The following is a 23,071-nucleotide window of genomic DNA, read 5'->3' on the forward strand; positions in this document are numbered from 1 at the left end:
CGGTTGGCTGGAAGGATGATGCAGGCGTGCGGGGCGCAGCGTCGATGGGGCGAGCGGCTACAGCCGCTCGATCGCCAGCGCCACGCCCTGGCCGACGCCGATGCACATGGTCGCCAGCCCGCGGCGGCCACCCGTGGCCTCGAGCTGGCGCAACAGGGTCAGGGCGAGGCGCGCGCCACTCATGCCGAGCGGGTGGCCGAGCGCGATCGCGCCACCGTTGGCGTTGACGTGCGCGGCATCGTCGGCGACGCCGAGTTCGCGCAGGCAGGCCAGGCCCTGGGCGGCGAAGGCTTCGTTGAGTTCGATCGCATCGAAGTCGCCGATGGACAGCCCCAGGCGCGCCAGCAACTTGCGCGTGGCCGGCACCGGACCGATGCCCATGTAGGCCGGTTCCACGCCGGCACTGGCGAAGCCCAGCACGCGCGCACGCGGGGTCAGGCCCAGCGCCTGCACCTGCGCGGCACTGGCCAGCAGCAGCGCGGCGGCGCCGTCGTTGATGCCCGAGGCGTTGCCGGCGGTGACCGTACCGGGCTGGCGGAAGATCGGTTTGAGCTTGGCCAGGGCCTCGAGCGTGGTGTCGGCACGCGGATGTTCGTCGACACCGACCTCGATGGTCTCGCCGCGCTTCCTGCCCGGGGCGGTCACCGGCACGATCTCGCCGTCGAAGAAACCGGCGGCCTGCGCGGCGGCGGTGCGCTGCTGGCTGCGCAGCGCGAACGCGTCCTGGTCCTCGCGCGAGATGCCGTGCCGCGCGGCCACGTTCTCGGCGGTCTCGCCCATCAGCTCCACACCATAGCGCTGCTGCATCTTCGGATTGACGAAGCGCCAGCCCATGGTGGTGTCCTCGAGCTGCTGGTTGCGGGCGAAGGCGCTGTCGGCCTTGCCCATCACCCACGGCGCGCGCGACATCGACTCCACGCCGCCGGCGATGGCCAGGCCCAGTTCGCCGGCGCGGAGGCCGCGCGCGACGGTGCCGATGGCATCCAGGCCCGAGCCGCACAGGCGGTTGACCGTGCTGCCCGGCACGCTGAACGGCAGGCCCGCCAGCAGCAGGCTCATGCGCGCGACGTTGCGGTTGTCCTCGCCGGCCTGGTTGGCGCAGCCCAGGTAGACGTCGTCGATGCATGCCGGATCCAACTGCGGATGCCGCGCCAGCAGCGCCTGCAGCGGCACCGCGCCGAGATCGTCCGCACGCACCCCGGCCAGGGCGCCGCCGTAGCGGCCGATCGGCGTGCGGACGCCGTCGATGATGTAGGCCTCGTTCATGCCGCCTCCGTGGAATCGGCCAGGGTCAGCGCCAGCCCGGTGGCCTGGCGCAGGTCGTCCAGGCTCACGCCGGCGACCAGTTCGAGCACGCGCGCGCCGTCCGGGCCAAGCGCGAACACGCCCAGGTCGGTATACACCCGCGACACGCAGCGCAGCCCGGTCAACGGATAACTGCAGGCGTTCACCAGCTTCGGTTCGCCGCGCTTGGTCAGCAGTTCCATCATCACGTAGACCTGCTTGGCGCCGATCGCCAGGTCCATCGCGCCGCCGACCGCGGGGATCGCATCGGCCGCGCCGGTGCTCCAGTTGGCCAGGTCGCCGTGCACCGACACCTGGAACGCGCCGAGCACGCACACGTCCAGGCGCCCGCTGCGCATCATCGCGAACGAGTCGGCGTGGTGGAAATAACAGCCGCCGGTCAGCAGCGTCACCGGTTGCTTGCCCGCGTTGATCAGGTCCAGATCCTCCTGCCCCGGCGGCGGCGCCGGCCCCATGCCGAGCAGGCCGTTCTCGCTGTGCAGGAAGATTTCCTTGTCCGCCGGCAGGAAGTTGGCCACCGCGGTCGGCAGGCCGATGCCCAGGTTGACGTAGGCGCCCTCGGGGATGTCGCGCGCCACCCGCGCGGCCAGTGCATTGCGGTCGATGCCGCGGCTGCTCAATGCGTGCATGCGTCCTCCTGCGTGGCGCTCACCGCCACCAGCCGTTGCACGAAGATGCCCGGGGTCACCACCGCTTCCGGATCCAGCGCGCCCAGCTCCACCACCGTGTCCACCTGCACGATCGCGCAGGTCGCGGCCATCGCCATCAGCGGGCCGAAGTTGCGCGCGGTCTTGCGGTACACCAGGTTGCCCCAGCGATCACCGCGGTAGGCCTTGATCAGCGCGAAATCGGCGCGGATCGGATACTCCAGCACGTAGTGGCGGCCGTCGATCTCGCGGGTCTCCTTGCCGGCGGCCAGTTCGGTACCGTAGCCGGTGGGGGTGAAGATCGCGCCCAGGCCGTTGCCGGCGGCGTGGATGCGCGCGGCCAGATTGCCCTGCGGCACCAGTTCCAGCTCCAGCTCGCCGGCACGGTAGGCCGCGTCGAAGTGCTGCGAATCGCTCTGCCGCGGGAACGAGCACACGATCTTGCGCACACGCTTGTGCTTGATCAGCGCGGCCAGCCCGGTCTCGCCGTTGCCGGCATTGTTGTTGACGATGGTGAGTTCGCGCGCGCCCTGTGCGATCAGCGCGTCGATCAGCGCATCGGGCATGCCCGCGGTACCGAAGCCGCCGATCATCACCGTGGCGCCATCGTGGATGTCGGCCACCGCGGCGGCGCACGAGGCCATGGTCTTGTCGATCATCGGCGCCGCTCCGCCGTCGCCGGCCGGGGGCGCAGCGCACAGGGGCGCAGGCGCATTACGGGGTGTGCCACGACATCCTCCTCCAGGTCGCTTCGGGAGGCCACGTTAGGCCCGCTCCGGCGGGCGGTCAATCCGATTATCGGATGCATAGTTCGATAAACGAACAATTTAACGCGGCGACAACGGCGCGCCGCCTTGCCCCTGTTGTATACATTCGACCGTCGCCCTTCATCGGGCGACGGCGCGATGGCAGCGCACGCCCGCCATTCGCCCGCAACACGCAAGGATCTTTCCCCAGCCTGTTGTATACACAATCGAGGTCGCCGCCATGCAGTCGTCCGCTCCGGCATTTCCGCTCAATGCCTGGTACGCCATCGCCTGGGATCACGAGGTCAAGCACGCGCTGCTGCCGCGCAAGGTGTGCAATCTGGACATCGTGCTGTACCGCACCAGCAGCGGCCGCGTCGCCGCGCTCGAGGACGCCTGCTGGCATCGCCTGGTGCCGTTGTCGATGGGCCGGCTGCGCGGCGACGACGTGGTCTGCGGCTACCACGGCCTGGTCTACGACGCGAACGGGCGCTGCGTGCACATGCCCTCGCAGGACACCATCAATCCGTCCGCCTGCGTGCGCCGCTTCCCCACCGTGGAACGGCACCGCTACGTCTGGGTGTGGCCGGGCGATGCGGCGCTGGCCGATCCGGCGCTGGTACCGGACCTGCACTGGAACGACGACCCGGCCTGGGCCGGCGACGGCCGCACCATCCACGTCAAATGCGACTACCGGCTGGTGCTGGACAACCTGATGGACCTGACCCACGAGACCTTCGTGCACGGCTCCAGCATCGGCCAGGACGAGGTCGCCGAGGCGCCGTTCGACGTGGTCCACGGCGAACGCAGCACGGTGGTCTCGCGCTGGATGCTCGACATCGACCCGCCGCCGTTCTGGGCCTGGCAGATCGAACACGCGCACGGCTACCGCGGCAAGGTCGACCGCTGGCAGATCATCCGTTTCGAGGCGCCGTGCACCATCGCCATCGATGTCGGCGTGGCGGTGGCCGGCAGCGGCGCGCCGCAGGGCGACCGCTCGCGCGGCGTCAATGGCTACGTGCTCAACACCATCACCCCGGAAACCGACCGCACCTGCCACTACTTCTGGGCATTCGCGCGCAACCATTCGCTGCACGAGCAGTCGATCACCACCCGTTTGCGCGACGGCGTCAGCGGCGTGTTCGGCGAGGACGAACTGGTGCTGGAAGCGCAGCAGCGTGCCATCGACGCACATCCGGACCACGTGTTCTACAACCTCAACGTCGATGCCGGCGGCATGTGGGCGCGACGCCTGATCGAGCGCATGGTCGCCGCCGAGCAGCGCAACCAGGACCTGCAGCTGCGCATGGTCGGCTGAGCCCGCCCCACCCTGCCGCACAGGAACCCGCCATGTCCGCCGCGCATCCGTTCCGCTCCAGCGCCGCACAGACCACCCGCGCGCTGCTCGAATTGCGCGAGTTGATCCTGGCCGGCGCCCTGGCCGCCGGCGAGCGCCTGTCCGAGGTCGCCCTGGTGGAACGCCTGGGTGTCTCGCGCACACCGGTGCGCGCCGCGCTGCAGCGGCTGGCCGAGGAGGGGCTGGTGCAGCCGCTGCGTGGCGGCGGCTACGCGGTGCAGGCATTCGACGAAGCCGACGTGGACGATGCCATCGAACTGCGTGGCACCCTGGAAGGCCTGGCGGCGCGGCGCGCCGCCGAGCGCGGTGCCGACCCGGCACTGCTGGCACGGGCACAGGCGCTGCTGGCGCAGATCGACACCGTGCTGGCGGCGCGTCCGCTGAGCGAGCAGGCCTTCCCCCACTATGTCGACTGCAACGCGCAGCTGCACGCACTGCTGTTCGAGATGGCCGGCAGTGCGCTGTTGTCGCGCGAGTTCGCGCGGGTGACGCAGTTGCCGTTCGCCTCGCCGAGCAGTTTCGTGCTCGAGCGCGGCCAGGCCGCCACCGTGCTGTCGATCGCGCAGGACCAGCATCGCCAGGTGCTGGACGCGATCGTGCGCCGCGAAGGCGCGCGCGCCGAAGCGCTGATGCGCGAACACGCGCGGCTGGCGCAGCGCAACGCGCACCACGCCCTGCACGACCAGAACGCGCTGGGCCAGATCCCCGGCAGCCGCCTGCTGCGGCGCCGTCCGCCCGCCTGATCGCGGTGCGCGTCGTACCCGCCTCCCCTTCCCGCCTGCCGGACCCCGCCATGCGCAAAGACACCCAGTGGACCACCGCCCGCGTCGTCGCCGTTGCCACGCCGTGCCAGGACGTGCGCGAGATCGTGCTCGATCCGGGCCGCGCCAGCCGTCCCTTCACCGTAGGCAGCCATCTCGACGTGCGCGTGCGCATCGGTGACGCCTGGCACGAGCGCTCCTACTCGCTGGTCGGCGAGCCTGCCGCCGATGGCCACTATCGCATCGCCGTGCGCGCGGTGCCCGACAGCCGCGGCGGTTCGCGCGCGATGTGGGCGCTGGCGCCGGGTGCGCAACTGGAGATCTCCTCGCCCAACAACCATTTCGCCCTGGACGAGACCGCCGAGCACATCGTGCTGGTCGCCGGCGGTATCGGCATCACCCCGATCCTGGGCATGGCGCAACGGCTGGCGCGCGGGCGCATCCCGTTCCAGTTGCTGTACGCCGGCCGCAGCCGCGCCAGCATGGCCTACCTGGAGCATCTGCAGGACCTGCTCGGCGAGCGCCTGCAGCTGTTCTGCCCGGAACATCTGGGCCAGCTCGAGCTGGCCGCGCAGATCGCACAGTGGCCGCGCAACGCCGACGTCTACGCCTGCGGCCCGCTGCCGCTGCTGGACGAACTGCGGCAACGCTGGCGCGACGACGGCCGCGCCCGCGCGCGCCTGCACTTCGAGACCTTCGGCAACAGCGGCAACGCACCGGCGCAACCGTTCGTGGTGCAGGTGCCGGCGCTGGGCAAGACCGTGCAGGTCGCCGAAAACGAGTCGCTGCTGGATGCGCTGAGCGCGGCGGGCGTGGAAGTCATGGCCGACTGCCGCCGCGGCGAATGCGGCCTGTGCGTGGTTGAGGTGCTGGAAGCCGCCGCACCGCTGGACCATCGCGACGTGTTCCTCAGCGACGAGCAGCGCCACAGCAACCGCAAGCTCTGCGCCTGCGTCTCGCGCGCGCTCGGCGGCAGCCTCAGCATCGACACCGGCTATCGCCCCGACGCATTCTGACGCGCACGCGCGGCACCGTCCGCACGCACCGCAGGCGCCGTCCGCCGCAGTGGGCGGCGCCTGCGGGCGTTCAACGTCGCCCGTGCGGGATCACTTGGTCGCCGCGTCCCAATGCTCCTGGATCTTGCCGTTCTGGATGCGGAACATGTCGAACCAGGTGGTGGTGTAGGTCTTGCTGGCGTCCTTGGGATCGGGCAGCGTGCGCACCGACACCAGGGTCACGTAGTCGCCCTCGGCCAGGATCGCCACCAGCGGCAACTGCACGCGCGGCTGGATCGGCGTCGGCTTGACGAAGGAGGTCAGGAACGCCAGGAACGCATCGCGGCCATTGGCTACGTTGGGGTTGTGCTGGATGTAGTCCTTGGCCATGTACAGCGGCGCATACTCGGTGTGCCCCGCTTCGAACACGATGCGCCAGAAATCGTAGACCAGGCGCTTGTTGGCGGTGGTGCGCCAGTCCTCGCCGTGCAGCAGCTGCGCGTGGTTGGGATTGGCGGTGACCGCGGTCTGCGCGAACGCGGACGCGGCGGGGAGCGCAAGCAGCAGCGCCAGCAGGCAGGCCTGAAAACGGATCTTCATGGAAGACTCTCCGATGGGGGAACAGGGGAAATGCGCGATGACGACGCGCTGCCGCGATGCGCGGCAGCGATGGCACCGGCGCGGCTGCAGCGTAGCAACGCGCACGGCCTGCGCAACGCAGGAAACCGCGAAAAACACGCAGATTTACCGGCTTTTTTCCTGGTCTGGGAGAATCGCCACAATTACCTCGACCTCAGAAATGGCGCAGTAACACGCACCTAAAGGTGCGCATGCAGTGCATGGCGCCGCGATGTGTTGGCGATCTATTTCGTCGGGCATCGGCGCATCCCATCGATGTCGTCGGCAGCGACGATCGATGGCGCTTCAATCGGGATGATCAGCCATTCGACTGCTGAAACGCCGGGGAGTCGGGGTTGGGGATTGGCCAAAGCGGAACCAGCGATCACCACGACGCACAGGAAAAAAACACAGGACGCGGCTCGACGAATCCCCAATCCCGATTCCCCACTCCCAGCCTTAGAGCGCCAACGGAAGTCCCGCGTAGTTCTCGGCGATGGTCGCGCGGCCGGCCGCGCTGCCGAGCAGGTAGTCCAGTTCCGCATCGTGCAGGCGGCGGCTGAACGCATCCTCGTCCGGGAAGCGATGCAGCATCGTGGTCATCCACCAGGAGAAGCGCTCGGCCTTCCACACGCGTTGCAAGGCCAGTTCCGAATAGCGCTGCAGCGGCGCGTCGCTGCGCGCCTGCTGCGCCTGCGCGAACAGCTGCGCGAGCAGACCGACGTCGCCGGCGGCCAGGTTCAGGCCCTTGGCGCCGGTCGGCGGCACGATGTGCGCGGCATCGCCGGCCAGGAACAGGCGGCCGTACTGCATCGGCTCGGCGACGTAGCTGCGCAGCGGCGCGATGCTCTTCTCCAGCGAGGGGCCGGTGACCAGCGCCTGCGCCACGTCGTCGGGCAGGCGGCGGCGCAACTCGTCCCAGAAACGATCATCCGACCAGTCCTCGACCCGCTCGTCCGCCGGCACCTGCACGTAGTAGCGGGTGCGGGTGGGCGAGCGCATGCTGCACAGCGCGAAGCCGCGCGCGTTGCGCGCATAGATCAGTTCGTCGGCCACCGGCGGGGTGTCCGCCAGCACGCCCAGCCAGCCGAACGGATAGACCCGCTCGTACACGCGCAGCACCTCGGCCGGGATGGCGCGGCGGCTGACCCCGTGGAAGCCGTCGCAGCCGACCACGTAGTCGCAGTCCAGGCGCTGCGCGGCGCCGTCGTGCACGAAGCGCAGCCAGGGTTGCCGCCCGTCGATGTCGTGCAGCTGCACATCCTCGACGGAATAGAGGGTGGTGGCGCCGGCGGCGCGACGCGCGTCCATCAGGTCGCGGGTCACTTCGGTCTGGCCGTAGACGGTGACCGCACGGCCGCCGGTCGCCGCGCTCAGTTCGATGCGTTCGCGGCGTTGCTCCAGCGCCAGCTCGAAGCCATGGTGGACGATGCCTTCGCGCTGCATGCGCGCGCCGGCACCGGCGGCGCACAGCAGATCGGCGGTGCCCTGTTCCAGCACGCCGGCGCGGATCCGCGACAGCACGTGCTCGGGCGTCTGCCGCTCGACGATGACGGTGTCGATGCCGTGGCCGTGCAGCAGCTGTCCGAGCAGCAGCCCGGCCGGGCCGGCGCCGACGATGGCGACCTGGGTACGCATGCGTCCTCCGAAGGATGGGACCGACGCACAGTGTTCCGGCTGCGGCGTGCCGAGGACATGGATCATTGCGATCGATTCCGGTACTTTTCGCCGATGCCCCGCACCGCTTCAGCTGCCGCCACGTCACCGGTCACGGTCCCGGCCTTCCGCCTGTACGGCGAGACCGGCGACCGCGAGACACCGGACCTGTTGCACTGGGAATCCATCGCCGCGCGCAGCCGCCTGCACGACTGGCACATCCGCCCGCACCGCCACGACGACCTGCTGCAATTGCTGTATCTGCAGCGCGGCAGCGCCGGCCTGCACTTGGACGGAACGCAGCAGCGCCTGCGCGGGCCATGCCTGCTGCTGTTGCCGCCGCTGTGCGTGCACGGCTTCCGCTTCCAGCGCAACGTGCGTGGCCACATCGTGACGGTGTCGGCGCCGCTGCGGCAGCGCCTGGTGGCGCAGTGGCCGAGCCTGGAGGAGGCGCTGACGCGGCCGATCTGCCTGCCGGCGGGCGAGCAGCACCCGATGCTGGACGCCTGCTTCGCCGCCATCGCCGCCGAACACACGCAGCGCCGCCCCGGCCGCGAACCGATGCTGCAGGCGCTGGCGACGCAGGCCTTGCTGTGGGCGGCGCGCGGCGCGCTGGCACAGGCGCATGCCGATCCGCATGACGCCGACCGCGGCGCGCGCCACGTGCGCGCCTACACCGCGCTGATCGACGCGCACTACCGCGAGCACTGGCCGCTGGCGCGTTATGCCGACCGGCTCGGGCTGAGCCGCAGCCATCTCAACACGCTGTGCCGGCGCCTGGCCGGTGCCTCGGCGCTGGAACTGCTGCAGCGCCGGATCATGCTCGAGGCGCGGCGCAGCCTGGTTTACACCACCTTGACTGTGCAGCAGCTCGCCACGGTGCTGGGCTATGCGGATGCCGCGTATTTCAGCCGCTGCTTCCGCCGGCATGCCGGGTGTTCGCCGATCCAGTTCCGGCAGCGGGCGCAGGGGTGAGCGCGTGGGGTTCGTCGAGATGGCCCGGTCGCGGCTGAAGTCGCTCCTACAAGGATTTACAGGGAGATACCCGCGTCGTCCGGTGTAGGAGCGGCTTCAGCCGCGACGAACGCAGCGGCAATGGCGAGTCACCGCAGAGGCGTCTGGACTGAAGTCCCTCCCACAGTGCAGGGTCGACGCCGTATTGGCCGCGCGTAGCTCAACCCGCAGGCCACCGAGCAGACATCGCTCCTGCGAGCAATGCATCCACACGCATCACCGGGCGCCGATGTGGCGCCCGGTGAACATCCCCTCAGAACGGATACTGCGGCGCGCTGTCCTGGATCGTCACCCACTGCCAGTGCGTGTACTGACCCCAGTCGGCCGGGCCGCCCATGCTGGTGCCGTTGCCGGAGGCGCCGGTGCCGCCGAACGGGTTGGTGACTTCGTCGGCCACGGTCTGGTCGTTGATGTGCAGCAGGCCGGTGTGCAGGCGCTCGCCCAGCGCCATCGCGCGGCCGACCGAGGCCGAGAGGATACCGGCCGACAGGCCGTATTCGGTCTGATTGGCCAGGGCCACCGCGTCATCGTCGCTGTCGAAGGCGATGACGTTGGCGACCGGGCCGAACACTTCCTCCTCGAACGCCGGCATGCCCGGCTGCACGTTCGACAGCACCGTGGCCGCGTAGAACAGGCCATCGTGGGTGCCGCCGGCCTCGATCACGGCGCCCGCCGCCACCGAGGCATCGACCACGTCCTTGACGTGCTGCAGCTGGCGCTGGTCGATGATCGGGCCGAGCGCCACGTGTGCGGTGGCCGGGTCGCCGACCGGCAGGTGCCGCGCTTTCTCCGCCAGGCGCCGGGTCAGTTCGGCGGCGATGCTGCGCTGGACCAGCACGCGGCCGGTGGCCATGCAGATCTGACCCTGGTGGAAGTAGGCGCCGAAGGCGATCGCCGATACCGCCTTGTCCAGGTCGGCATCGTCGAGCACGATCAGCGAATTCTTGCCGCCCAGTTCCAGCGCGGTCTTCTTCAGGTGCTTGCCGGCTAGCTCGCCGATGCGGCGACCGGCCGCGGTGGACCCGGTGAACGCGATCATCGGCACGCCCGGCGCCTCGACCAGCGCCTGGCCGGCGTCCGCGCCGCCCGGCAGCACGTGCAGCAGGCCCTTCGGCAGGCCGGCCTGCTGCAGCACCTCGGCGATGACGAAGCCTCCGGCGTACGGCGTGCGCGGATCGGGCTTGAGCACCACCGCATTGCCGACCGCCAGCGCCGGCGCCACCGAGCGTAGCGACAGCACCAGCGGGAAGTTGAACGGCGAGATCACCCCGACCACGCCCAGCGGCAGGCGCCGTGCCAGGCTCAGCCGGCCCGGCGCGGTCGGCAGCACCTGGCCCTGCGCCTGCAGCGGCATCGCCGCGGCCTGCTGCAGCAGCACGATCGCCTCGCGCACCTCGTGCTCGCCCTTGGGCAGGATGCCGCCGGTTTCGCGGGCGATCAGCGCCGCGGCCGCGGCCGCATGCTGCTGCAGCACCTGCGCGGCGCGGTGGAACACCGCCGCGCGCTCGCGCGGCGGCGTGGCCGCCCAGGCGCGCTGCGCATCGCGCGCCTGCGCCACCGCCGCGGTCACATCGGCGGCATTGGCCTGGCCGACGCGATGCAGCGGCGTGCCGCTGCCCGGTTCGATTACCTCGAGGACGCCGCCCTGGGCGGCGATCCACTCGCCATTGAAGATGCGCTCGCTCCAGGTGGACGCGGCGGCCAGGGGTTCGGTGCTGTGCATGCTGTGTGCTCTCGTGGAAAGAGGAAGAAGAAGTCGTTCAGAGGGCGGTGGCCGCCAAGCCGCCGTCCACCGGCAGGTTGACGCCGTTGATCCAGCGCGCCGCGTCGGAGGCCAGGAACACCACCGCCTCGGCGACTTCGTCGGCATAGGCCGGGCGCTTCATCTTGCCGGCGTCGGCCTGGACCCGCTCGGGCCCGAGCATGGTGACGAAATCGCCCAGGATCGGCGTGAACACCGGGCCCGGCGCGACGCTGTTGACGCGCACCGAATGCGTGGCGAACCAGTCGCGCGAGCGCAGCAGCGTCCACACGATCAGCGCTTCCTTGAAGTACTGGTAGCAGGTGTCCTGCGGCACCGGATGCGCCGCCAGCCAGTCGTGGCCGGCGGCGTAGCTGTCGGCGGCGGCCAGCTGCTTGTGCAGGTCCAGCCGCTGCGGCCACTCCGCGCCGAGGATGGAGGCGATGTTGATGATGCTGCCGCCGGGCACGATGCGCGGCAGCAGCGCCTGGCTGAGGTGGCGCAGGCCCAGGTAGTTGACCTTCGCCACCACGTCCACCGGCGCGGTGCCGGGCACGCCGGCGATGTTGGCCAGCGCGTCGATGCGCTCGGGCAACTGCGCCACCAGCGCATCGATCGAGGCCGGGTCGCCGAGATCGGCCTGGTGGAAGCCGTGCAGGGTCATGTTGACCGGCTGGCGATCGATGCCGATCACCGTGGCGCCGTGGAAGCGCGCCAGGCGCGCGACCTCGGCGCCGATGCCGGAGGCCACGCCGGTGACGAGGAGGGTCTTGTTGTGCAGGTTCATGGCAGCGCGTGTCCGTTGCGGGGTTGGGCGTCAGAAGACGTGGACGTACTGGACGTTGACGTTGTGGCCGGAAGGCGCGTTCTTGACCTCCACCGGCATGTAGAAATTGGCGTTGAAGATGTTCTTCCGATCGATCCGCCACGACAGGCCGGGGCCGAGATAGAACTGGGTCTGCTTGCTGTCGGCAACGCGTTCGCCATTGGTGCGGTTGTCGCGCAACTGCTTGAGGTAGTAGCCGTTGATGCCCACGTGCAGATCCTTCACCACTTCCAGCGAGCTGGCGAAGTTGAGCCAGGCGGCGTCGCCGGCCTGACCGTTGCGGAACACGAAGCCATCGCCCTGCGGCACGTTGGAGGCCTTGTCGGCGCGAAAGTTGTAGAGGTAGTTCAGGCGTCCGCTGATCTCCCAGCGCGGCGTGGGCAGGATGCTGAAGGCCCAGTTCGGCAGCACCGACCAGTAGCCCGAGCCCTGGTTGACGTCGCGATTGCGGTCGAACTTGCCGATCGGCGCCAACACGTCCAGTTCGAAGCGCTGCGAGAACACCGGGCGGCCGTCGCGGATCACCGGCGCCATCTGCAGGTATGGGCCGATGGTCAGGTCGCCCAGGCCGAGGCCGTTGTCGCGCAGCGCCACCGGGCTGTCGTAGGCGAACGACGTGTCCAGATCGACCAGCGCGGCCAGCGCAGTGATGCCGAGGGAGCCGCCGAACAGCTTGTAGTCGCTGAGGTAGGCGACCTGGGTGACCCACACCGAGGAGCCGATGTGCGGATCCCGGAACACCGGCACGTCGTCGCCGTGCGCGTCCTTGATCGTGTCGAAGTCGTAGCGGCGCAGATACTGGATCGCCGTCCAGCCCGGATCGGGTTTGCTGAAACCGTCGAAGAAACTGGTGCCGCCGGTATTGATGCCGGTCGGCAGGGTGGCGCTCTGCGGCACCGATTGCGCGGCCGCCGGGGCGACGCAGGCGATGGTCAGCAAGGCAAGCAGGGACACGCGCGCGTGGGCACGCGGCGACGAGGGAGTACGGTGGCAGACACGGGTCACAGGCAAGCACTCCAAGCGAAAGGAGAACGGCGGGGAGCGGGGGGAAAGGAACGCGGACAGGCGCCGCCGCGCGCAGAGCGCGGCCACGCGGCGACGCGCGCCGTCAGCGGGGCGCTGGCGGCGGGTCCGGAATCAACAAGGAAGACGGGCGGACGGCGCTGGCCGGCCGCGGCAACAAGGACCGCTACAGACGCTCGAGCGCGTCCACCCGGTCCAGCCGGTCCAACGCCTGCAGCAATGCGCGTGCCGAGGTCGCGCCGAGGGCGGTGCTGAGCTGCTGCTCCATGCGCACCACTTCGGCTTCGGCCTGCGCCAGCAGCGCCGTGCCGGGCGCCGTCAGATGCAGGTGCTGCATGCGCCGATCCTGGCGTCCGCGCACCTGGCGCAGCAGTTTGCGCTTGACCAGGCGCGCGACCACGATCGCCAGGTTCGGCGGCGACACGCTGAGCACCTCGCCCAACTGGCGCTGGTTGATGCCCGGGTTGGCGTCCACCAGCACCAGCAGCGAATACTCCACCGGCTTCAGCTCGAAGGCGCGCACGCACTCCTGGAACAGGCGCCGCACCTGCAGTTCGGTGCGGGTGATGCGATAGCCGATCAGGCTGGTCAGGCGCCGCTGGTCCACGCTGTCCGCCGTGTGCGGATCGGCGGGCAACGCGCTGCTGGACATCTCGGGACTGGGTTTCGAACTCACGGCGCTTCCTGCATGGGGCATCCTGCGACCAGGTCACGGCGGATGCGCACGCATCCATCGGCGCCGGCCGGCAACACCGTCGCCGTTGCATTGTAGGGGCATGGCCGCGCATGGTCACAACGCCGCGTCCACGCGCCGCAGCAGCGCGCGGTACGGCGCGGCCGCAGTCCACAGGCACAGCGCGCCGAGCAGCGCCGCGCCCATGCACACCACGCCCAGCGACAGGCCGACCTGGCGCTCGTCGGCGAGCACGTGGTCGGTGCCCAGCGCCACCAGGTACGGCCCCAGGCCCAGCCCGATCAGATTGACCAGCAGCAGGTAGATCGAGGTGACCTGGCCGCGCAGGCGATTGGGGGTGACCGCCTGCAGGATCGCCGGCGCCAGCGCCACCGGCATGCCCAGCACGAACGTGGTCAGCGCGATCGCCGCCAGCGCCAGCCACGGCCCCGGTGCCACCGCGAACAGCGCACTGCTGACAACCAGCAGCACCGCCCCGACCAGCGAGATCTTCAGCGCCGCGTCGCGGCTGCCGCGCGCCGCCAGGCGGTCGGCGAGGAAGCCGCTGAATAGCATGCCGGCGATGCCGAAGGTGAGGATGATGATGCCGTAGGCCGGGCCGATCTCGCCCGGCGTCCATTGCCAGCGGCGGATGAAGGTGGCCGGCAGCCACGCGGTGATGCCGAAGGTGATCATCGCGATCACCCCGTTGGCCAGGAACAGCGCCACGTACACCCGCGCGTTGTCGCGCAGGTGGCGCAGGTCCGGGCGCACGCTCGGCACCGCCGCGGCCTGCTCGCGCCGCGCCGGTTCGCGCACCGTGGCCATCAGCGCGATCACCGCCAGGCCGGGCAGCGCGACCAGGATGAAGGCCGCCTGCCAGGGCCGGAAGCTGCCCAACAGCGGCAACACCACCGTGCTCTCCTTGCTGGTGGCCGCGATCACCAGGCCGCCGACGATGAACGCCGCCGCCGAGCCGATGTAGACGCCGGAGGTGTACACGCTCATCGCCCGCGCACGCTTTTCCGGCGGGAAGTAGTCGGCCAGCATCGAGTACGCCGCCGGCGACAGCGAGGCCTCGCCGACGCCGACGAACACCCGCGCCAGGAACAGGGTGAAGAAGCTGGTGACGTAGGCGCCAGCGGCGGTGGCCGCGATCCACACCACCACGCCCAGCACGATCAGGTTGCGGCGATTGCGGCGGTCGGCGACGCGGCCCAGCATCACCCCGATCAACGTGTAGAACACCGCGAAGGCGAAGCCGTGGACCAGGCTGAAGGCCGAGTCGGACAGCTGCAGGTCGCGTTTGATCGGCTGCACCAGCAGCCCCAGGATCTGCCGGTCGACGAAGGACAGCGTGTAGGCCAGCAACAGCACGATGGTGACGTACCACGCATACAGCGGGCGGTACGGCGCAGACGATGGCAGCGGATCGCGCATGGGAAGGCTCCGGCTCAGAAGCGCAGGGTCAGGAAGGGGGCGATGTAGAAGTAGTCGCGGCCGCGGACCGGTCCCTCGCGCAGGAACGGCCCGGCCTGGGTGTAGTGGGCGTACACGTCCAGGCTGGCGAAGGCGTTGAAGCGGTACTTCACCCACAGCACCGAGCGCGTGCCGATGTCGCGCGCATCGTTGGCATCGCCCGGCTGCAGCACCCGCCAGCCGGCGGCGTACACGCCGTCGTGCAGGCTCTGTCGCTGCAGCTTGAGCACGTACATGTCGATCCACAGCCGTTCGCTGGGACGCAGCACCAGCTCCGGGCCGATGGCGCGCACGTTACTGCTGATCATGCTGCCGTCGAACACCGAGGCGCGCGCGTACAGGCCGTTGAAGGTGTTCAGTTCGCCATCGCGCGGATCGCGGTCGCCGGAGGACGCCTCCATGCGCCAGCCCAAGCGCGGCGTCCACGCGGTCTTGGCGAAGGTGTAGCCGCCGAACAGCGTGCCCTGCCAGGCGCGCACGCGCTGGCCGGCGAAATGGCCGCGCTGGCCGATCAGTTCCAGGTCGTAGTCCCAGCCCTGCACCGCGCCGCTCAGGCGCGTGGACAGGGTGTGCCGATGCTCTTCGCCGACCACCCCGCCATAGCGGCGCCCGTCCTGCACGGTGTCCAGGTACAGCGTCTCCAGCAGCGCCGCCTTCGGCTGGCTGGGCGACAGCGGCACTTCGGCATGTGCGCCCCACAGGCGCTGGTCGCGGTTGGTGCGGTCGTCGAAACTGCCGGTACGGGTCAGCACCGGGCGCCCCCACAGCAGGCCGCCGCTCCAGCGCGGCTGCCGGGTCAGCAGGCGCACCGCATCGAACGGCATGCGCGAATTGGCCGGATCGCGCGGATCGAGCAGGCGCTGCCAGCCGTAGGCGATCTGCTGGCGGCCGGCGCGCAGGCGCCAGGCGGGTTCCTTCTGCCCGTCGGACAGTTCGACGAAACCCTGCGCTAGGTCCAGCGGGTTGCGGTCGGTGGCCTGCACCGGCCGCGTCTGCAGGCCGGCCACGCGGCTGTCGGCCAGTTCGCCGAACAGACGCACATACGCCGAGGGCCGGTAGTCGGCCCACAGCCGCAGGCGCTGCTGCGCGTAGCCGTGCGGATCGGTGGCGAAGCGGCCGAAGCCGGCATGCTCGCGATAGTCGTACAGCGTGCGGCTCTCGCCGCCGAGGCTGAGCCAGCCATCGCCGAGCGGGATGTACTTCCACTTCTCCCAGCCCTGGCGCGGCTGCGCGGCCAACGCCGAATAGTCTTCCTGATCGGCCAGCAACTTGCCCTGCGGGCCGTTGTTTTCTGCATCGGCCTGGCCGCAGCCGACGCTGCACAGAATTGCCAGGCACACGGTACGGGGCGCACGCCGCGCGCGCGCAAGAGGCACAGTCATCGATTCCCTCCCAAGTCTCGAAGCCAGTGGTGCGAAGAAGCGCGATCCGGCTAGCCGGCGGCGCGGTCGGGTGGCCCGGTCATGACGGCGGCGCCGCCACCGCGCCCGGTGCGGTCCCGGCGTAGAGCTGTTCGACCAGCGCTGCACGCGCACGCAGCACGTTGCGCTGGTTGATCGAGCCCTTGTCGGTGATCTCGCCGGTCTCCAGGCTCGGCGGCTGTTCCAGCCAGGCCGCGCATGCGACATGGCTGGCGCTGCCGGTGGCACTGCGGTTGAGCGTATCGAGCAGGCGCTGCAACCAGGCGCGCACCGGTGGCGCCTGCAGCACCTGCGCCGCCTCGGCTTGCGCCGGCAGCCCCGACAACGCCTGCAGCGCGTCCAGCCGCGGGAACAGCAGCAGGCCGATGGCGTCGCGGTCGGCGCCGGTCACCACCACGTCCTGCACGTAGGCGGCGCCTTCCATCAGCACGCGCGTTCGCAGCGGGCCGACGCTGACGAACACGCCGGAGGACAGCTTGAAATCCTCGGCCAGGCGCCCGTCGAACAACAGTCCGTGCTCGGGATGCTGCGGATCGATCGGCTTGAGCGCATCGCCGGAGCGGTAGAAGCCCTCCTCGTCGAAGGCCTCGGCGGTCTGCTGCGGCGCGTTCCAGTAGCCCGGCATCACGTGCGGCCCGCGGAAGCGCGCTTCCAGCTTGTCGCCGACCGGCACCAGCTTGACCTCGCAGCCCGGCGCCGGCACGCCGACGTCGCCAGGCGTGTTGCTGGTGCCGTGGGTGAAGGTGCACGAGGGCGCGCACTCGGTCATGCCCAGGCCGGCGAGCATGCGGATGCGCTCGCCGCAATGCGCCTCGGCGATGCGCTCCAGGCGGTCCCAGACCTCCTGCGACAATGCCGCGGCGGCGAAGAAGAACATGCGCATGCGCGACAGGAAGGTCTCGCGCAGCGCCGCATCCTGTTCCAGCGCCTGCGCCAGCTGTTCCCAGCCGCGCGGCACGCTCAGGTACACGGTGGGCGCGATCTCGCGCAGGTTGCGCAGGGTCTGCTGGAACAGCGCCGGGGTCGGCTTGCCGTCGTCCAGATAGAAGCTGCCGCCGTTGTACAGGGCGATGCCGATGTTGTGGCTGCCGCCGAAGGTGTGGTTCCACGGCAGCCAGTCGACCAGCACCGGCGTCTGCCCGAGCACCGGGAAGGTCTGCAGCAGCATCTGCTGGTTCGCGCACAGCATGCGCTGGGTGGTGATCACCGCCTTGGGCAGCAGGGTGGAGCCGGAGGTGAACAGGAACTTGGCGATGCTGTCCGGGCCGCAGGCGGCGAAGGCGGCATCGGCGGCGTCCAGCGCGCGCGGCGCCAGCAACTCCTCGAAGCGCAGGCAGGCACGATCGCGCACGGTGCCGCGCACGCACACTGCCGGTACGTCGGCGGGGAACACGGCAGCGATCGCCGGGACGAACGCGTCGCCGTCGCTGGCGAACAGCAGGCCCGGACGCAGCACCTCGGCCACGTGCCGCAACTTGGCGAAATCGCGCGACAGCAGCGCATAGCCCGGCGACACCGGGCAGTACGGGATGCCGGCGTACATCGCCGCGAACGCCACCTGCAGGTGCTCCAGATCGTTGCCGGACAGGATCGCCAGCGGCCGTTGCGCCGACAGCCCCATGTCCAGCAGGTGCGCGGCGATGCGGCGGGTGCGCTCGAGCATCTGCGCATAGCTCAAGCGTCGCCACTGCCCCTCTTCGTCGCGCTGCGCCACGAAGGTCGCATCGGGGGTATGTAGCGCCCAGTGCTGCAGGCGTTGCAGCAGGTGCCGTGGCAATGGCGCCAGCGGTTCGCGTGCGCGCAGGCGCAGCACGCCGTCGGCATCGCGGTGGACCTCGGTATCGGCGTGGCTCAGTCCGACAGGACGGTAGCGCACGGCGGTGGCAACGGACTCAGCGGCATTCATCGGAACCATCCGGAGGAGAGAGACGGCACGGCGTGCGGCAGCGCCGCCGCGGCCCCTGCGGGCCGCAGGCGACGCGACGGGTCAGCGCTTGTAGGTCTGCAGACCGGGCTTGATGGTTTTGTCGTCCAGGAATTGCTTCAGGCCTTGTTGCCGGCCCTTCTCGGGATCGCGGTGATTGGACTGGTCGACCTTGGCGTACAGATAGTCCTCGTTCTGCTCCCAGGTCAGCTCGCGGCAGCGCTTGAAGCCGTGCTTGGCGAAGCGCAGCACCACCGGGTTCTTCTGCTGCAGTTCCTGCGCCAGCTTGGTCACTTCGGCGCGCAGCTGCGCGCGCGGCACGCTGGCGTTGACCAGGCCCATCTGCGCCGCCTCGGTGCCGGTGAAGGTGCGCCCGGTCATGATGTACAGCATGGCGTTGCGATGGCCCATGGTGTCGGCGACCGCCTTGCTGACCAGGTTGCCCGGCGGGATGCCCCAGTTGATCTCCGACAGCCCGAATACCGCCTCGTCGGCGGCGATGGCCAGGTCGCAAGCCACCAGCGGCGAAAACGCGCCGCCGAAGCACCAGCCATTGACCGCGGCGATGGTCGGCTTGCTGTAGAAGCGCAGCAGGCGCCACTGCCACTGCGAGCAGTCGCGGCGCATGCGCTCCTGCACGATCTCTTCCTTGCCGTCGGTCTCGCGGAAGTATTCCTTCAGGTCCATGCCGGCCGACCAGGATTCGCCGGCGCCGGTCAGCACCAGCACCTCGGCGTCGCTGTCCAGTTCCAGCGTTTCCAGCACGTCGATCATCTCGCGGTTGAGCGTGGGGCTCATCGCGTTGCGCTTGTCCGGACGGTTCAGGGTGACCCAGGCGATGCCTGCGTCGATCTCGACCTGGACGGTCTGCCAGCGGTCTTGGTAGCTGCTCATGGATAGGCCTGCATGGGGAGGGGAAGGAGCGGATCACTTAGGACTGATAATAGTTATAGATCATCATTATTTCGGCGCAAGCTGCAGTGCAGCATGCTCGGGTGCCGTGACAGGTCTGCGTCGGCCACCGCGGGCTGCCTCTGCAATCACGCGATGCTGCGACCCGGCGTGCGGGCAATTCCAATACGCTGCGCGCGGCAGGCCAACCTGGCCGCGCTTCACGCCCGGCAAACGCATCCCTCACGGTCAGCCCTGGTTCATCGGCTAGGATCGGCGGCACAGGGGATCGCCACCACCGGAGTGATGTCCATGCACACCGCCTCCGCACTTGCCCAGCCTGTCCAGCCACACCGCACTGTCGATCTGGACGCCGAGATGGCGTATTGGCGTCAGGCCCATGCCGAGGGCCGCCTCGGTCACCAAGGCTTCGCCGACTACGCGCAGTTGCTGAAGATCGGCTACGACGTGTACCTGGCCTACCCGCGCGCCAGCGAGGCGCAGCTATACCGGGTGCTGCAGGACGCCTATCACCAGTGCGCGCCGATGCTGTCGGTGCCATGGGACGAGGCGCGCTGGCTGGTGCGGCACGCGTGGCAGCATCTGGCACATTCGGGGCGTTGTCACTGAGGAGCGCCTCGCGCAGCGGGGCATCTCGTCGTGGCCCGCATAGGAGCGGCGTCAGCCGCGACGGGCGTTACCGAGAATGCCTGTCGCGGCTGAAGCCGCTCCTGCGACGAGTCTTCGGTCGTTACTGGAGGCGCCCGCAAGGCGCCGCGTACCGGCGTGGCGGCGACACCAGGACAGCACACCATCGCGTGCATGGCACACCGCGGCCTGCGCCGCGGGTTTGCTGTCGCGCGCTCCCCCACGCTGCATGCGGCTCAACGCGACGACGTGGGCGGCGACGCGCTGTGCTCCTTCGCCTCCAGGCGCCCGTGGAACGCGTTCGACCCCTTGCCCGGGGCCGTCGCCGCCTCGCCCTCGCTGCGCTTGAGCCGCTGCTTGCGCTGTTCGACCACGTCGCTGGCCAGGGCCACGCGACGCCCGATCACCATGTCGGTCAACCAGTCGATCAGGTAGCGCGTGTACGCGGCCTGGTGCGCCTTTTCGGTCAGCGCATGATCGGCGCCGGCGATCGTGCGCGTGGTCAGCGAGCGCGCGTTGGAAAAGGCGGCCGCATAGTTGCGCAGCACCTGCCTTGGCACGATCACGTCGCGTTCGGCCTCTACCAGCAGCACGTCGCCACGGTAACGCTGGCAGGCCGCCAGGGCGCAGTTGTCCGCCGGCGCCACGACGCGGTTGCGATAGGGCATCAGGTCCGGATCGCGGTTCAGCGCGACCTTCGGCCCGTCCCAGTGCGCGTCCTTGTACAGCGCCGGCGAGCGCAGCGCCAGCCATTCCACTGGCCGCTCCAGGGTCAGCAACGCGGCCAGATAGCCGCCGTAGCTCAGCCCCACCACCGCGATCGCTTCCGGGTCCACCTGCGGCGACGCCGCCAGGCGATCGTAGGCGGCCTTGATGTCGTCCAGGTTCTGCGCGCGCGTGACCGTTTCGCGCATCGAGGCCAGGCCTTCGTGCCCGCGCAGGTCGAAGGTCAGGCACACGCAGCCCAGGCCCGCCGCCTCGCGCGCGCGCACCAGGTTGTGGTGCTGGTTGCCGCCCCAACCATGTACGAACAGCACGCCGGGCAGGCGGCTGGTCGGCGTCAGCAAGGTGCCGCTGAGCGCCGCGCCGTCGACCGGGATGTCGATGCTGGACAGTTCCGCTTCCATGGTCAGGCCACACTGCGCATGTAGCGGTACTTGGTCAACAGGCCGGTGCGCGGCTCCTCGCCGACGTAGTAGACCTGCGCCCCGGGGGGCGGCGGCGGATGCGCGCCGTAGCGCTCGACGGTGGCGGCGATCACGCGCTGCAACGTCGGCGATTGCTGGAACGCGGCGACCGCGGCCAATTCGGCCGGCGTGGCGCCGCCGACACGCCAGGACTGCTCGAGCACGCCGCAGGCGACGCTGCCGTCGGCCAAGAGGCCCTCGATCACGTCGTAGTTGCGCCGCGACGCATAAAACCCGGGATAGGCCGCGGACACCAGCCGGTCGTAATCGCGCGCCTTCATCACCGCGGTGCGCTGGCGTGGCGGCAATGGTTGCTCTAGCAGGGTCTCCAGGGTGCCGCGGATCACGTGCAGTTCGGAGCCGCCATACGCCTCGCGGCCACTGCCGTCGCGGGTGGCCGATTGCGTGCCCCAGTAGGCGATGGTCACGCCGGCGCAGTGGGTTTCGCCGACGCTGAAGGTGGTCGGCTGGTGCACGTGCCGTTCGAGCACGACCCCATGCTGGCGCAGCTCGTGCGCGGGCAGGGTTGCCAGTGCCGCATCCAGCGCCTGCGCGTCGCCAAGCAGCACCTGCCCCAGCCCGCCGACGCCGTGCGGCAGCTTCAGCCGCACCGGTCCACCGGGCTGCAGGCGCGCGAACGCGTGCCGGGCGTCAGCCGCGCTGAAGGCGGTATAGCCGGGCAGCGTCATGGCCGCCAGCGCCACGCCCAGGTCCGGCAGCCAGCCTTCCGGCGCCTGCGCGTCGGTATCGACCAGCGGATGGCTGATCGCCTTGGTGCCGACGAAGGCATACGGCACCACGCCGCCGAGCAGATCGGCCGGGGCGCGCACGCCGAGCTGCTCGGCCTGGGTAGCGGTGAGGGTGTCATCCGGGACGCAGAACGCACTCGCTCCCGGGGCGCAGGGCTCCTCGTGCAGCGGCAGGCGCATCAGCCGCGCCACTTCGGTGACCACCCAGGCATGCGTCGCCATCTCATGGCCGCCGGACACCGCCTCGCGCACCTGGCAGGCGCGCACCGTGGCGTAAGCGGCAGGTCCGGCCATGCGGGAGGCTCCGTGCGGATCGGGATGACGCGCCGCCTCGCTCATGCCCCGTACCAACGCAGCAGCAACACGACCACCAACGCCAGCAACACCACCACCGCGACCGCACCGAGCCAGCGGCTGCCGCGCAGTTGCCGCCACCAGGCCGCAGCTTCGGACGTGCCGCTGGCATCGCGGACGCGGCGGCGCGGCGGCGCAGATGCGGAAGGGGGAGCCGCAGGATGGCGGTCGTCATGGCGCATGGGCCCAGGCTGTCGCGCAGGCCGTCGCATGGGGGTGAACGCGATGTCGTGCGCGCGTCATGCGCGACGACCTGCCTCAGGAAGCCCAGGCGGCGCTGCGGTCCGCCGCCCGGGGCCAGCGTTTGCGGCGAGAACGACTCACTGCGCGTGGAACGCCTGTCGCGGGATCGCCGCCGATCGGAGGCCGGAGGCGCCGCAACACGCTCAGGATGCGCTGCGCACGGTGTTCAGGCAGTCGCCATGGCGTGCGCGGGCAGCCGCGCATCGATCCGGTGCTTGCCGGCCAGCGCCTGCATCCCCTGCAAGGTGGCCTGCACCGCACTGGCGTAGCCGCTGCGCCACAGATCGGCGCGCGACTGCCGCGACGCGGCCGCATTCAGCGCCAGCGCGAAGGCCGGCACGCGGGGATCGGCCAGCACCGCACGCTCCAGGAACGGCTGCTCGGGCGCGATGACGTCGACCGGCGCCAGCCAGGCATCGGCGACCAATTCGGCCACGCCGACGCGGTGCGAGAGCTGGTGCATGGCGCTGAGTGTCTCGTGCAGCATTTCCAGGCACGCCCATTGCCACAACGCCGCCTTGTACTGCGGGTCGGCCTGGTCCAGGGCGGACAAGGCGCCATCGACATGATCGATGCGGAGATCCTGCATGGCCGGCTCCATGATACGGCGTTGCGATCCGCACATTTTGCGCGGCGAAAGTGAGCGCAACGTGAGTCGCGCGTCGCGAGCAGCGTGCCGCCGCGCGGACGCTACGGCACGCCGGCGCGTGGCCAACCATCGCGTATACTGGCCGGGCGCGTTTGCTCGCGCCGCCGTTTTCATCACGCCTTTCTCATGACGCCACCCTGACACCCGCAGCGCGCATCGGCCCA

General features: G+C 70.1%; 23 protein-coding genes. 6 read left to right on the forward strand and 17 right to left on the reverse strand.

The features are described from left to right. Positions 1–57: 57 nt before the first annotated feature. From pcaF to Q7W82_RS01645, 3 genes are read right to left on the reverse strand one after another with little or no spacing between them, the layout of a single operon-like run. Positions 58–1,266 carry a 3-oxoadipyl-CoA thiolase gene (gene pcaF, locus Q7W82_RS01635; protein WP_242159160.1) on the reverse strand — a complete coding sequence of 403 codons (1,209 nt, stop codon included), beginning with the start codon at positions 1,264–1,266 and terminating at the stop codon, positions 58–60. Then, a complete protein-coding gene (locus tag Q7W82_RS01640; protein WP_184502834.1) occupies positions 1,263–1,934 on the reverse strand; it encodes a 3-oxoacid CoA-transferase subunit B in 672 nt (223 codons plus the stop codon). The genes pcaF and Q7W82_RS01640 overlap by 4 nt, the downstream gene beginning before the upstream one ends. Beyond that, entirely contained in the window at positions 1,922–2,611 is a 690-nt protein-coding gene (locus Q7W82_RS01645) for a 3-oxoacid CoA-transferase subunit A (RefSeq protein ID WP_242081484.1), read from the reverse strand. Before Q7W82_RS01645 ends, Q7W82_RS01640 begins: the two co-directional genes overlap by 13 nt. 328 nt (positions 2,612–2,939) lie before the next feature. Between Q7W82_RS01645 and Q7W82_RS01650 the strand changes: the two genes are divergently transcribed. From Q7W82_RS01650 to Q7W82_RS01660, 3 genes are read left to right on the forward strand one after another with little or no spacing between them, the layout of a single operon-like run. Continuing rightward, entirely contained in the window at positions 2,940–4,016 is a 1,077-nt protein-coding gene (locus tag Q7W82_RS01650; RefSeq protein ID WP_242081485.1) for an aromatic ring-hydroxylating dioxygenase subunit alpha, read from the forward strand. 32 nt (positions 4,017–4,048) lie between these two features. After that, positions 4,049–4,798: a GntR family transcriptional regulator gene (locus Q7W82_RS01655; protein WP_242159159.1), complete on the forward strand. Its 750-nt coding sequence runs from the start codon at positions 4,049–4,051 to the stop codon at positions 4,796–4,798. A 50-nt stretch (positions 4,799–4,848) separates the two neighbouring features. Beyond that, positions 4,849–5,832 carry a PDR/VanB family oxidoreductase gene (locus tag Q7W82_RS01660; protein ID WP_242159158.1) on the forward strand — a complete coding sequence of 328 codons (984 nt, stop codon included), beginning with the start codon at positions 4,849–4,851 and terminating at the stop codon, positions 5,830–5,832. Positions 5,833–5,922: 90 nt separating this feature from the next. On the opposite strand, the gene Q7W82_RS01665 is transcribed toward Q7W82_RS01660, so the two are convergent. Beyond that, positions 5,923–6,411, reverse strand: a complete 489-nt coding sequence (locus tag Q7W82_RS01665; RefSeq protein WP_160946826.1) for a nuclear transport factor 2 family protein — start codon at positions 6,409–6,411, stop codon at positions 5,923–5,925. Between the two features lie 30 nt (positions 6,412–6,441). Between Q7W82_RS01665 and Q7W82_RS01670 the strand changes: the two genes are divergently transcribed. Continuing rightward, a complete protein-coding gene (locus Q7W82_RS01670; RefSeq protein WP_242159157.1) occupies positions 6,442–6,633 on the forward strand; it encodes a hypothetical protein in 192 nt (63 codons plus the stop codon). Between the two features lie 255 nt (positions 6,634–6,888). Here Q7W82_RS01670 and pobA read toward each other — a convergent pair whose 3' ends face one another. Then, the gene (gene pobA, locus Q7W82_RS01675; protein WP_242159156.1) at positions 6,889–8,067 is read right to left on the reverse strand and encodes a 4-hydroxybenzoate 3-monooxygenase; all 1,179 of its coding nucleotides are present in this window, start codon (positions 8,065–8,067) and stop codon (positions 6,889–6,891) included. Positions 8,068–8,160: 93 nt separating this feature from the next. Here pobA and Q7W82_RS01680 point away from each other — a divergent pair, with 93 nt between their 5' ends. After that, positions 8,161–9,060 (forward strand): helix-turn-helix domain-containing protein, encoded by a 900-nt coding sequence (locus Q7W82_RS01680; RefSeq protein ID WP_242159155.1) that lies wholly within the window; start codon positions 8,161–8,163, stop codon positions 9,058–9,060. 292 nt (positions 9,061–9,352) lie between these two features. Here the strand turns inward: Q7W82_RS01680 and Q7W82_RS01685 are convergent, their stop codons facing one another. The 8 genes from Q7W82_RS01685 to Q7W82_RS01720 all read right to left on the reverse strand — a co-directional run bounded on the left by Q7W82_RS01685 (position 9,353) and on the right by Q7W82_RS01720 (position 19,080). Then, positions 9,353–10,822 carry a benzaldehyde dehydrogenase gene (locus tag Q7W82_RS01685; protein ID WP_242159154.1) on the reverse strand — a complete coding sequence of 490 codons (1,470 nt, stop codon included), beginning with the start codon at positions 10,820–10,822 and terminating at the stop codon, positions 9,353–9,355. A 37-nt stretch (positions 10,823–10,859) separates the two neighbouring features. Then, a complete protein-coding gene (locus Q7W82_RS01690; protein ID WP_160946830.1) occupies positions 10,860–11,627 on the reverse strand; it encodes a coniferyl-alcohol dehydrogenase in 768 nt (255 codons plus the stop codon). Positions 11,628–11,657: 30 nt separating this feature from the next. After that, on the reverse strand, positions 11,658–12,620 hold the full coding sequence (locus tag Q7W82_RS01695) for a transporter (protein ID WP_242159153.1): 963 nt from the start codon (positions 12,618–12,620) through the stop codon (positions 11,658–11,660). A gap of 235 nt (positions 12,621–12,855) precedes the next feature. Next, the gene (locus Q7W82_RS01700) at positions 12,856–13,341 is read right to left on the reverse strand and encodes a MarR family transcriptional regulator (RefSeq protein WP_242081627.1); all 486 of its coding nucleotides are present in this window, start codon (positions 13,339–13,341) and stop codon (positions 12,856–12,858) included. A gap of 138 nt (positions 13,342–13,479) precedes the next feature. Then, positions 13,480–14,802 (reverse strand): MFS transporter, encoded by a 1,323-nt coding sequence (locus Q7W82_RS01705; protein ID WP_242081493.1) that lies wholly within the window; start codon positions 14,800–14,802, stop codon positions 13,480–13,482. A 14-nt stretch (positions 14,803–14,816) separates the two neighbouring features. Beyond that, on the reverse strand, positions 14,817–16,223 hold the full coding sequence (locus Q7W82_RS01710; RefSeq protein WP_242159152.1) for an alginate export family protein: 1,407 nt from the start codon (positions 16,221–16,223) through the stop codon (positions 14,817–14,819). Positions 16,224–16,302: 79 nt separating this feature from the next. Then, positions 16,303–18,168 (reverse strand): feruloyl-CoA synthase, encoded by a 1,866-nt coding sequence (locus Q7W82_RS01715; protein WP_242159151.1) that lies wholly within the window; start codon positions 18,166–18,168, stop codon positions 16,303–16,305. A gap of 81 nt (positions 18,169–18,249) precedes the next feature. Next, positions 18,250–19,080: a p-hydroxycinnamoyl CoA hydratase/lyase gene (locus tag Q7W82_RS01720; RefSeq protein ID WP_010343733.1), complete on the reverse strand. Its 831-nt coding sequence runs from the start codon at positions 19,078–19,080 to the stop codon at positions 18,250–18,252. 309 nt (positions 19,081–19,389) lie between these two features. Between Q7W82_RS01720 and Q7W82_RS01725 the strand changes: the two genes are divergently transcribed. Further along, a complete protein-coding gene (locus tag Q7W82_RS01725) occupies positions 19,390–19,707 on the forward strand; it encodes a hypothetical protein (RefSeq protein WP_209030457.1) in 318 nt (105 codons plus the stop codon). Between the two features lie 254 nt (positions 19,708–19,961). Here the strand turns inward: Q7W82_RS01725 and Q7W82_RS01730 are convergent, their stop codons facing one another. The 4 genes from Q7W82_RS01730 to Q7W82_RS01745 form a co-directional block, all read right to left on the reverse strand. Beyond that, positions 19,962–20,852 carry an alpha/beta fold hydrolase gene (locus tag Q7W82_RS01730; RefSeq protein WP_242159149.1) on the reverse strand — a complete coding sequence of 297 codons (891 nt, stop codon included), beginning with the start codon at positions 20,850–20,852 and terminating at the stop codon, positions 19,962–19,964. 2 nt (positions 20,853–20,854) lie between these two features. Further along, a complete protein-coding gene (locus Q7W82_RS01735; RefSeq protein WP_242159148.1) occupies positions 20,855–21,955 on the reverse strand; it encodes a DUF3182 family protein in 1,101 nt (366 codons plus the stop codon). A 41-nt stretch (positions 21,956–21,996) separates the two neighbouring features. Next, positions 21,997–22,197: a hypothetical protein gene (locus Q7W82_RS01740; RefSeq protein WP_242159147.1), complete on the reverse strand. Its 201-nt coding sequence runs from the start codon at positions 22,195–22,197 to the stop codon at positions 21,997–21,999. A 227-nt stretch (positions 22,198–22,424) separates the two neighbouring features. Further along, on the reverse strand, positions 22,425–22,847 hold the full coding sequence (locus tag Q7W82_RS01745; RefSeq protein WP_242159146.1) for a hypothetical protein: 423 nt from the start codon (positions 22,845–22,847) through the stop codon (positions 22,425–22,427). Positions 22,848–23,071 lie beyond the last annotated feature (224 nt).

Source organism: Xanthomonas indica (genome assembly GCF_040529045.1).
Lineage (GTDB): Bacteria > Pseudomonadota > Gammaproteobacteria > Xanthomonadales > Xanthomonadaceae > Xanthomonas_A > Xanthomonas_A indica.

Excerpts from the sequence above, each read along its gene's own strand:
- pcaF (WP_242159160.1), bottom strand. The coding sequence starts at position 1,266 with ATGAACGAGGCCTACATCATCGACGGCGTCCGCACGCCGATCGGCCGC.
- Q7W82_RS01640 (WP_184502834.1), bottom strand. The coding sequence starts at position 1,934 with ATGCACGCATTGAGCAGCCGCGGCATCGACCGCAATGCACTGGCCGCG.
- Q7W82_RS01645 (WP_242081484.1), bottom strand. The coding sequence starts at position 2,611 with ATGATCGACAAGACCATGGCCTCGTGCGCCGCCGCGGTGGCCGACATC.
- Q7W82_RS01650 (WP_242081485.1), top strand. The coding sequence starts at position 2,940 with ATGCAGTCGTCCGCTCCGGCATTTCCGCTCAATGCCTGGTACGCCATC.
- Q7W82_RS01655 (WP_242159159.1), top strand. The coding sequence starts at position 4,049 with ATGTCCGCCGCGCATCCGTTCCGCTCCAGCGCCGCACAGACCACCCGC.
- Q7W82_RS01660 (WP_242159158.1), top strand. The coding sequence starts at position 4,849 with ATGCGCAAAGACACCCAGTGGACCACCGCCCGCGTCGTCGCCGTTGCC.
- Q7W82_RS01665 (WP_160946826.1), bottom strand. The coding sequence starts at position 6,411 with ATGAAGATCCGTTTTCAGGCCTGCCTGCTGGCGCTGCTGCTTGCGCTC.
- Q7W82_RS01670 (WP_242159157.1), top strand. The coding sequence starts at position 6,442 with ATGCGCGATGACGACGCGCTGCCGCGATGCGCGGCAGCGATGGCACCG.
- pobA (WP_242159156.1), bottom strand. The coding sequence starts at position 8,067 with ATGCGTACCCAGGTCGCCATCGTCGGCGCCGGCCCGGCCGGGCTGCTG.
- Q7W82_RS01680 (WP_242159155.1), top strand. The coding sequence starts at position 8,161 with ATGCCCCGCACCGCTTCAGCTGCCGCCACGTCACCGGTCACGGTCCCG.
- Q7W82_RS01685 (WP_242159154.1), bottom strand. The coding sequence starts at position 10,822 with ATGCACAGCACCGAACCCCTGGCCGCCGCGTCCACCTGGAGCGAGCGC.
- Q7W82_RS01690 (WP_160946830.1), bottom strand. The coding sequence starts at position 11,627 with ATGAACCTGCACAACAAGACCCTCCTCGTCACCGGCGTGGCCTCCGGC.
- Q7W82_RS01700 (WP_242081627.1), bottom strand. The coding sequence starts at position 13,341 with ATGTCCAGCAGCGCGTTGCCCGCCGATCCGCACACGGCGGACAGCGTG.
- Q7W82_RS01705 (WP_242081493.1), bottom strand. The coding sequence starts at position 14,802 with ATGCGCGATCCGCTGCCATCGTCTGCGCCGTACCGCCCGCTGTATGCG.
- Q7W82_RS01710 (WP_242159152.1), bottom strand. The coding sequence starts at position 16,223 with ATGACTGTGCCTCTTGCGCGCGCGCGGCGTGCGCCCCGTACCGTGTGC.
- Q7W82_RS01715 (WP_242159151.1), bottom strand. The coding sequence starts at position 18,168 with ATGAATGCCGCTGAGTCCGTTGCCACCGCCGTGCGCTACCGTCCTGTC.
- Q7W82_RS01720 (WP_010343733.1), bottom strand. The coding sequence starts at position 19,080 with ATGAGCAGCTACCAAGACCGCTGGCAGACCGTCCAGGTCGAGATCGAC.
- Q7W82_RS01725 (WP_209030457.1), top strand. The coding sequence starts at position 19,390 with ATGCACACCGCCTCCGCACTTGCCCAGCCTGTCCAGCCACACCGCACT.
- Q7W82_RS01730 (WP_242159149.1), bottom strand. The coding sequence starts at position 20,852 with ATGGAAGCGGAACTGTCCAGCATCGACATCCCGGTCGACGGCGCGGCG.
- Q7W82_RS01735 (WP_242159148.1), bottom strand. The coding sequence starts at position 21,955 with ATGGCCGGACCTGCCGCTTACGCCACGGTGCGCGCCTGCCAGGTGCGC.
- Q7W82_RS01740 (WP_242159147.1), bottom strand. The coding sequence starts at position 22,197 with ATGCGCCATGACGACCGCCATCCTGCGGCTCCCCCTTCCGCATCTGCG.
- Q7W82_RS01745 (WP_242159146.1), bottom strand. The coding sequence starts at position 22,847 with ATGCAGGATCTCCGCATCGATCATGTCGATGGCGCCTTGTCCGCCCTG.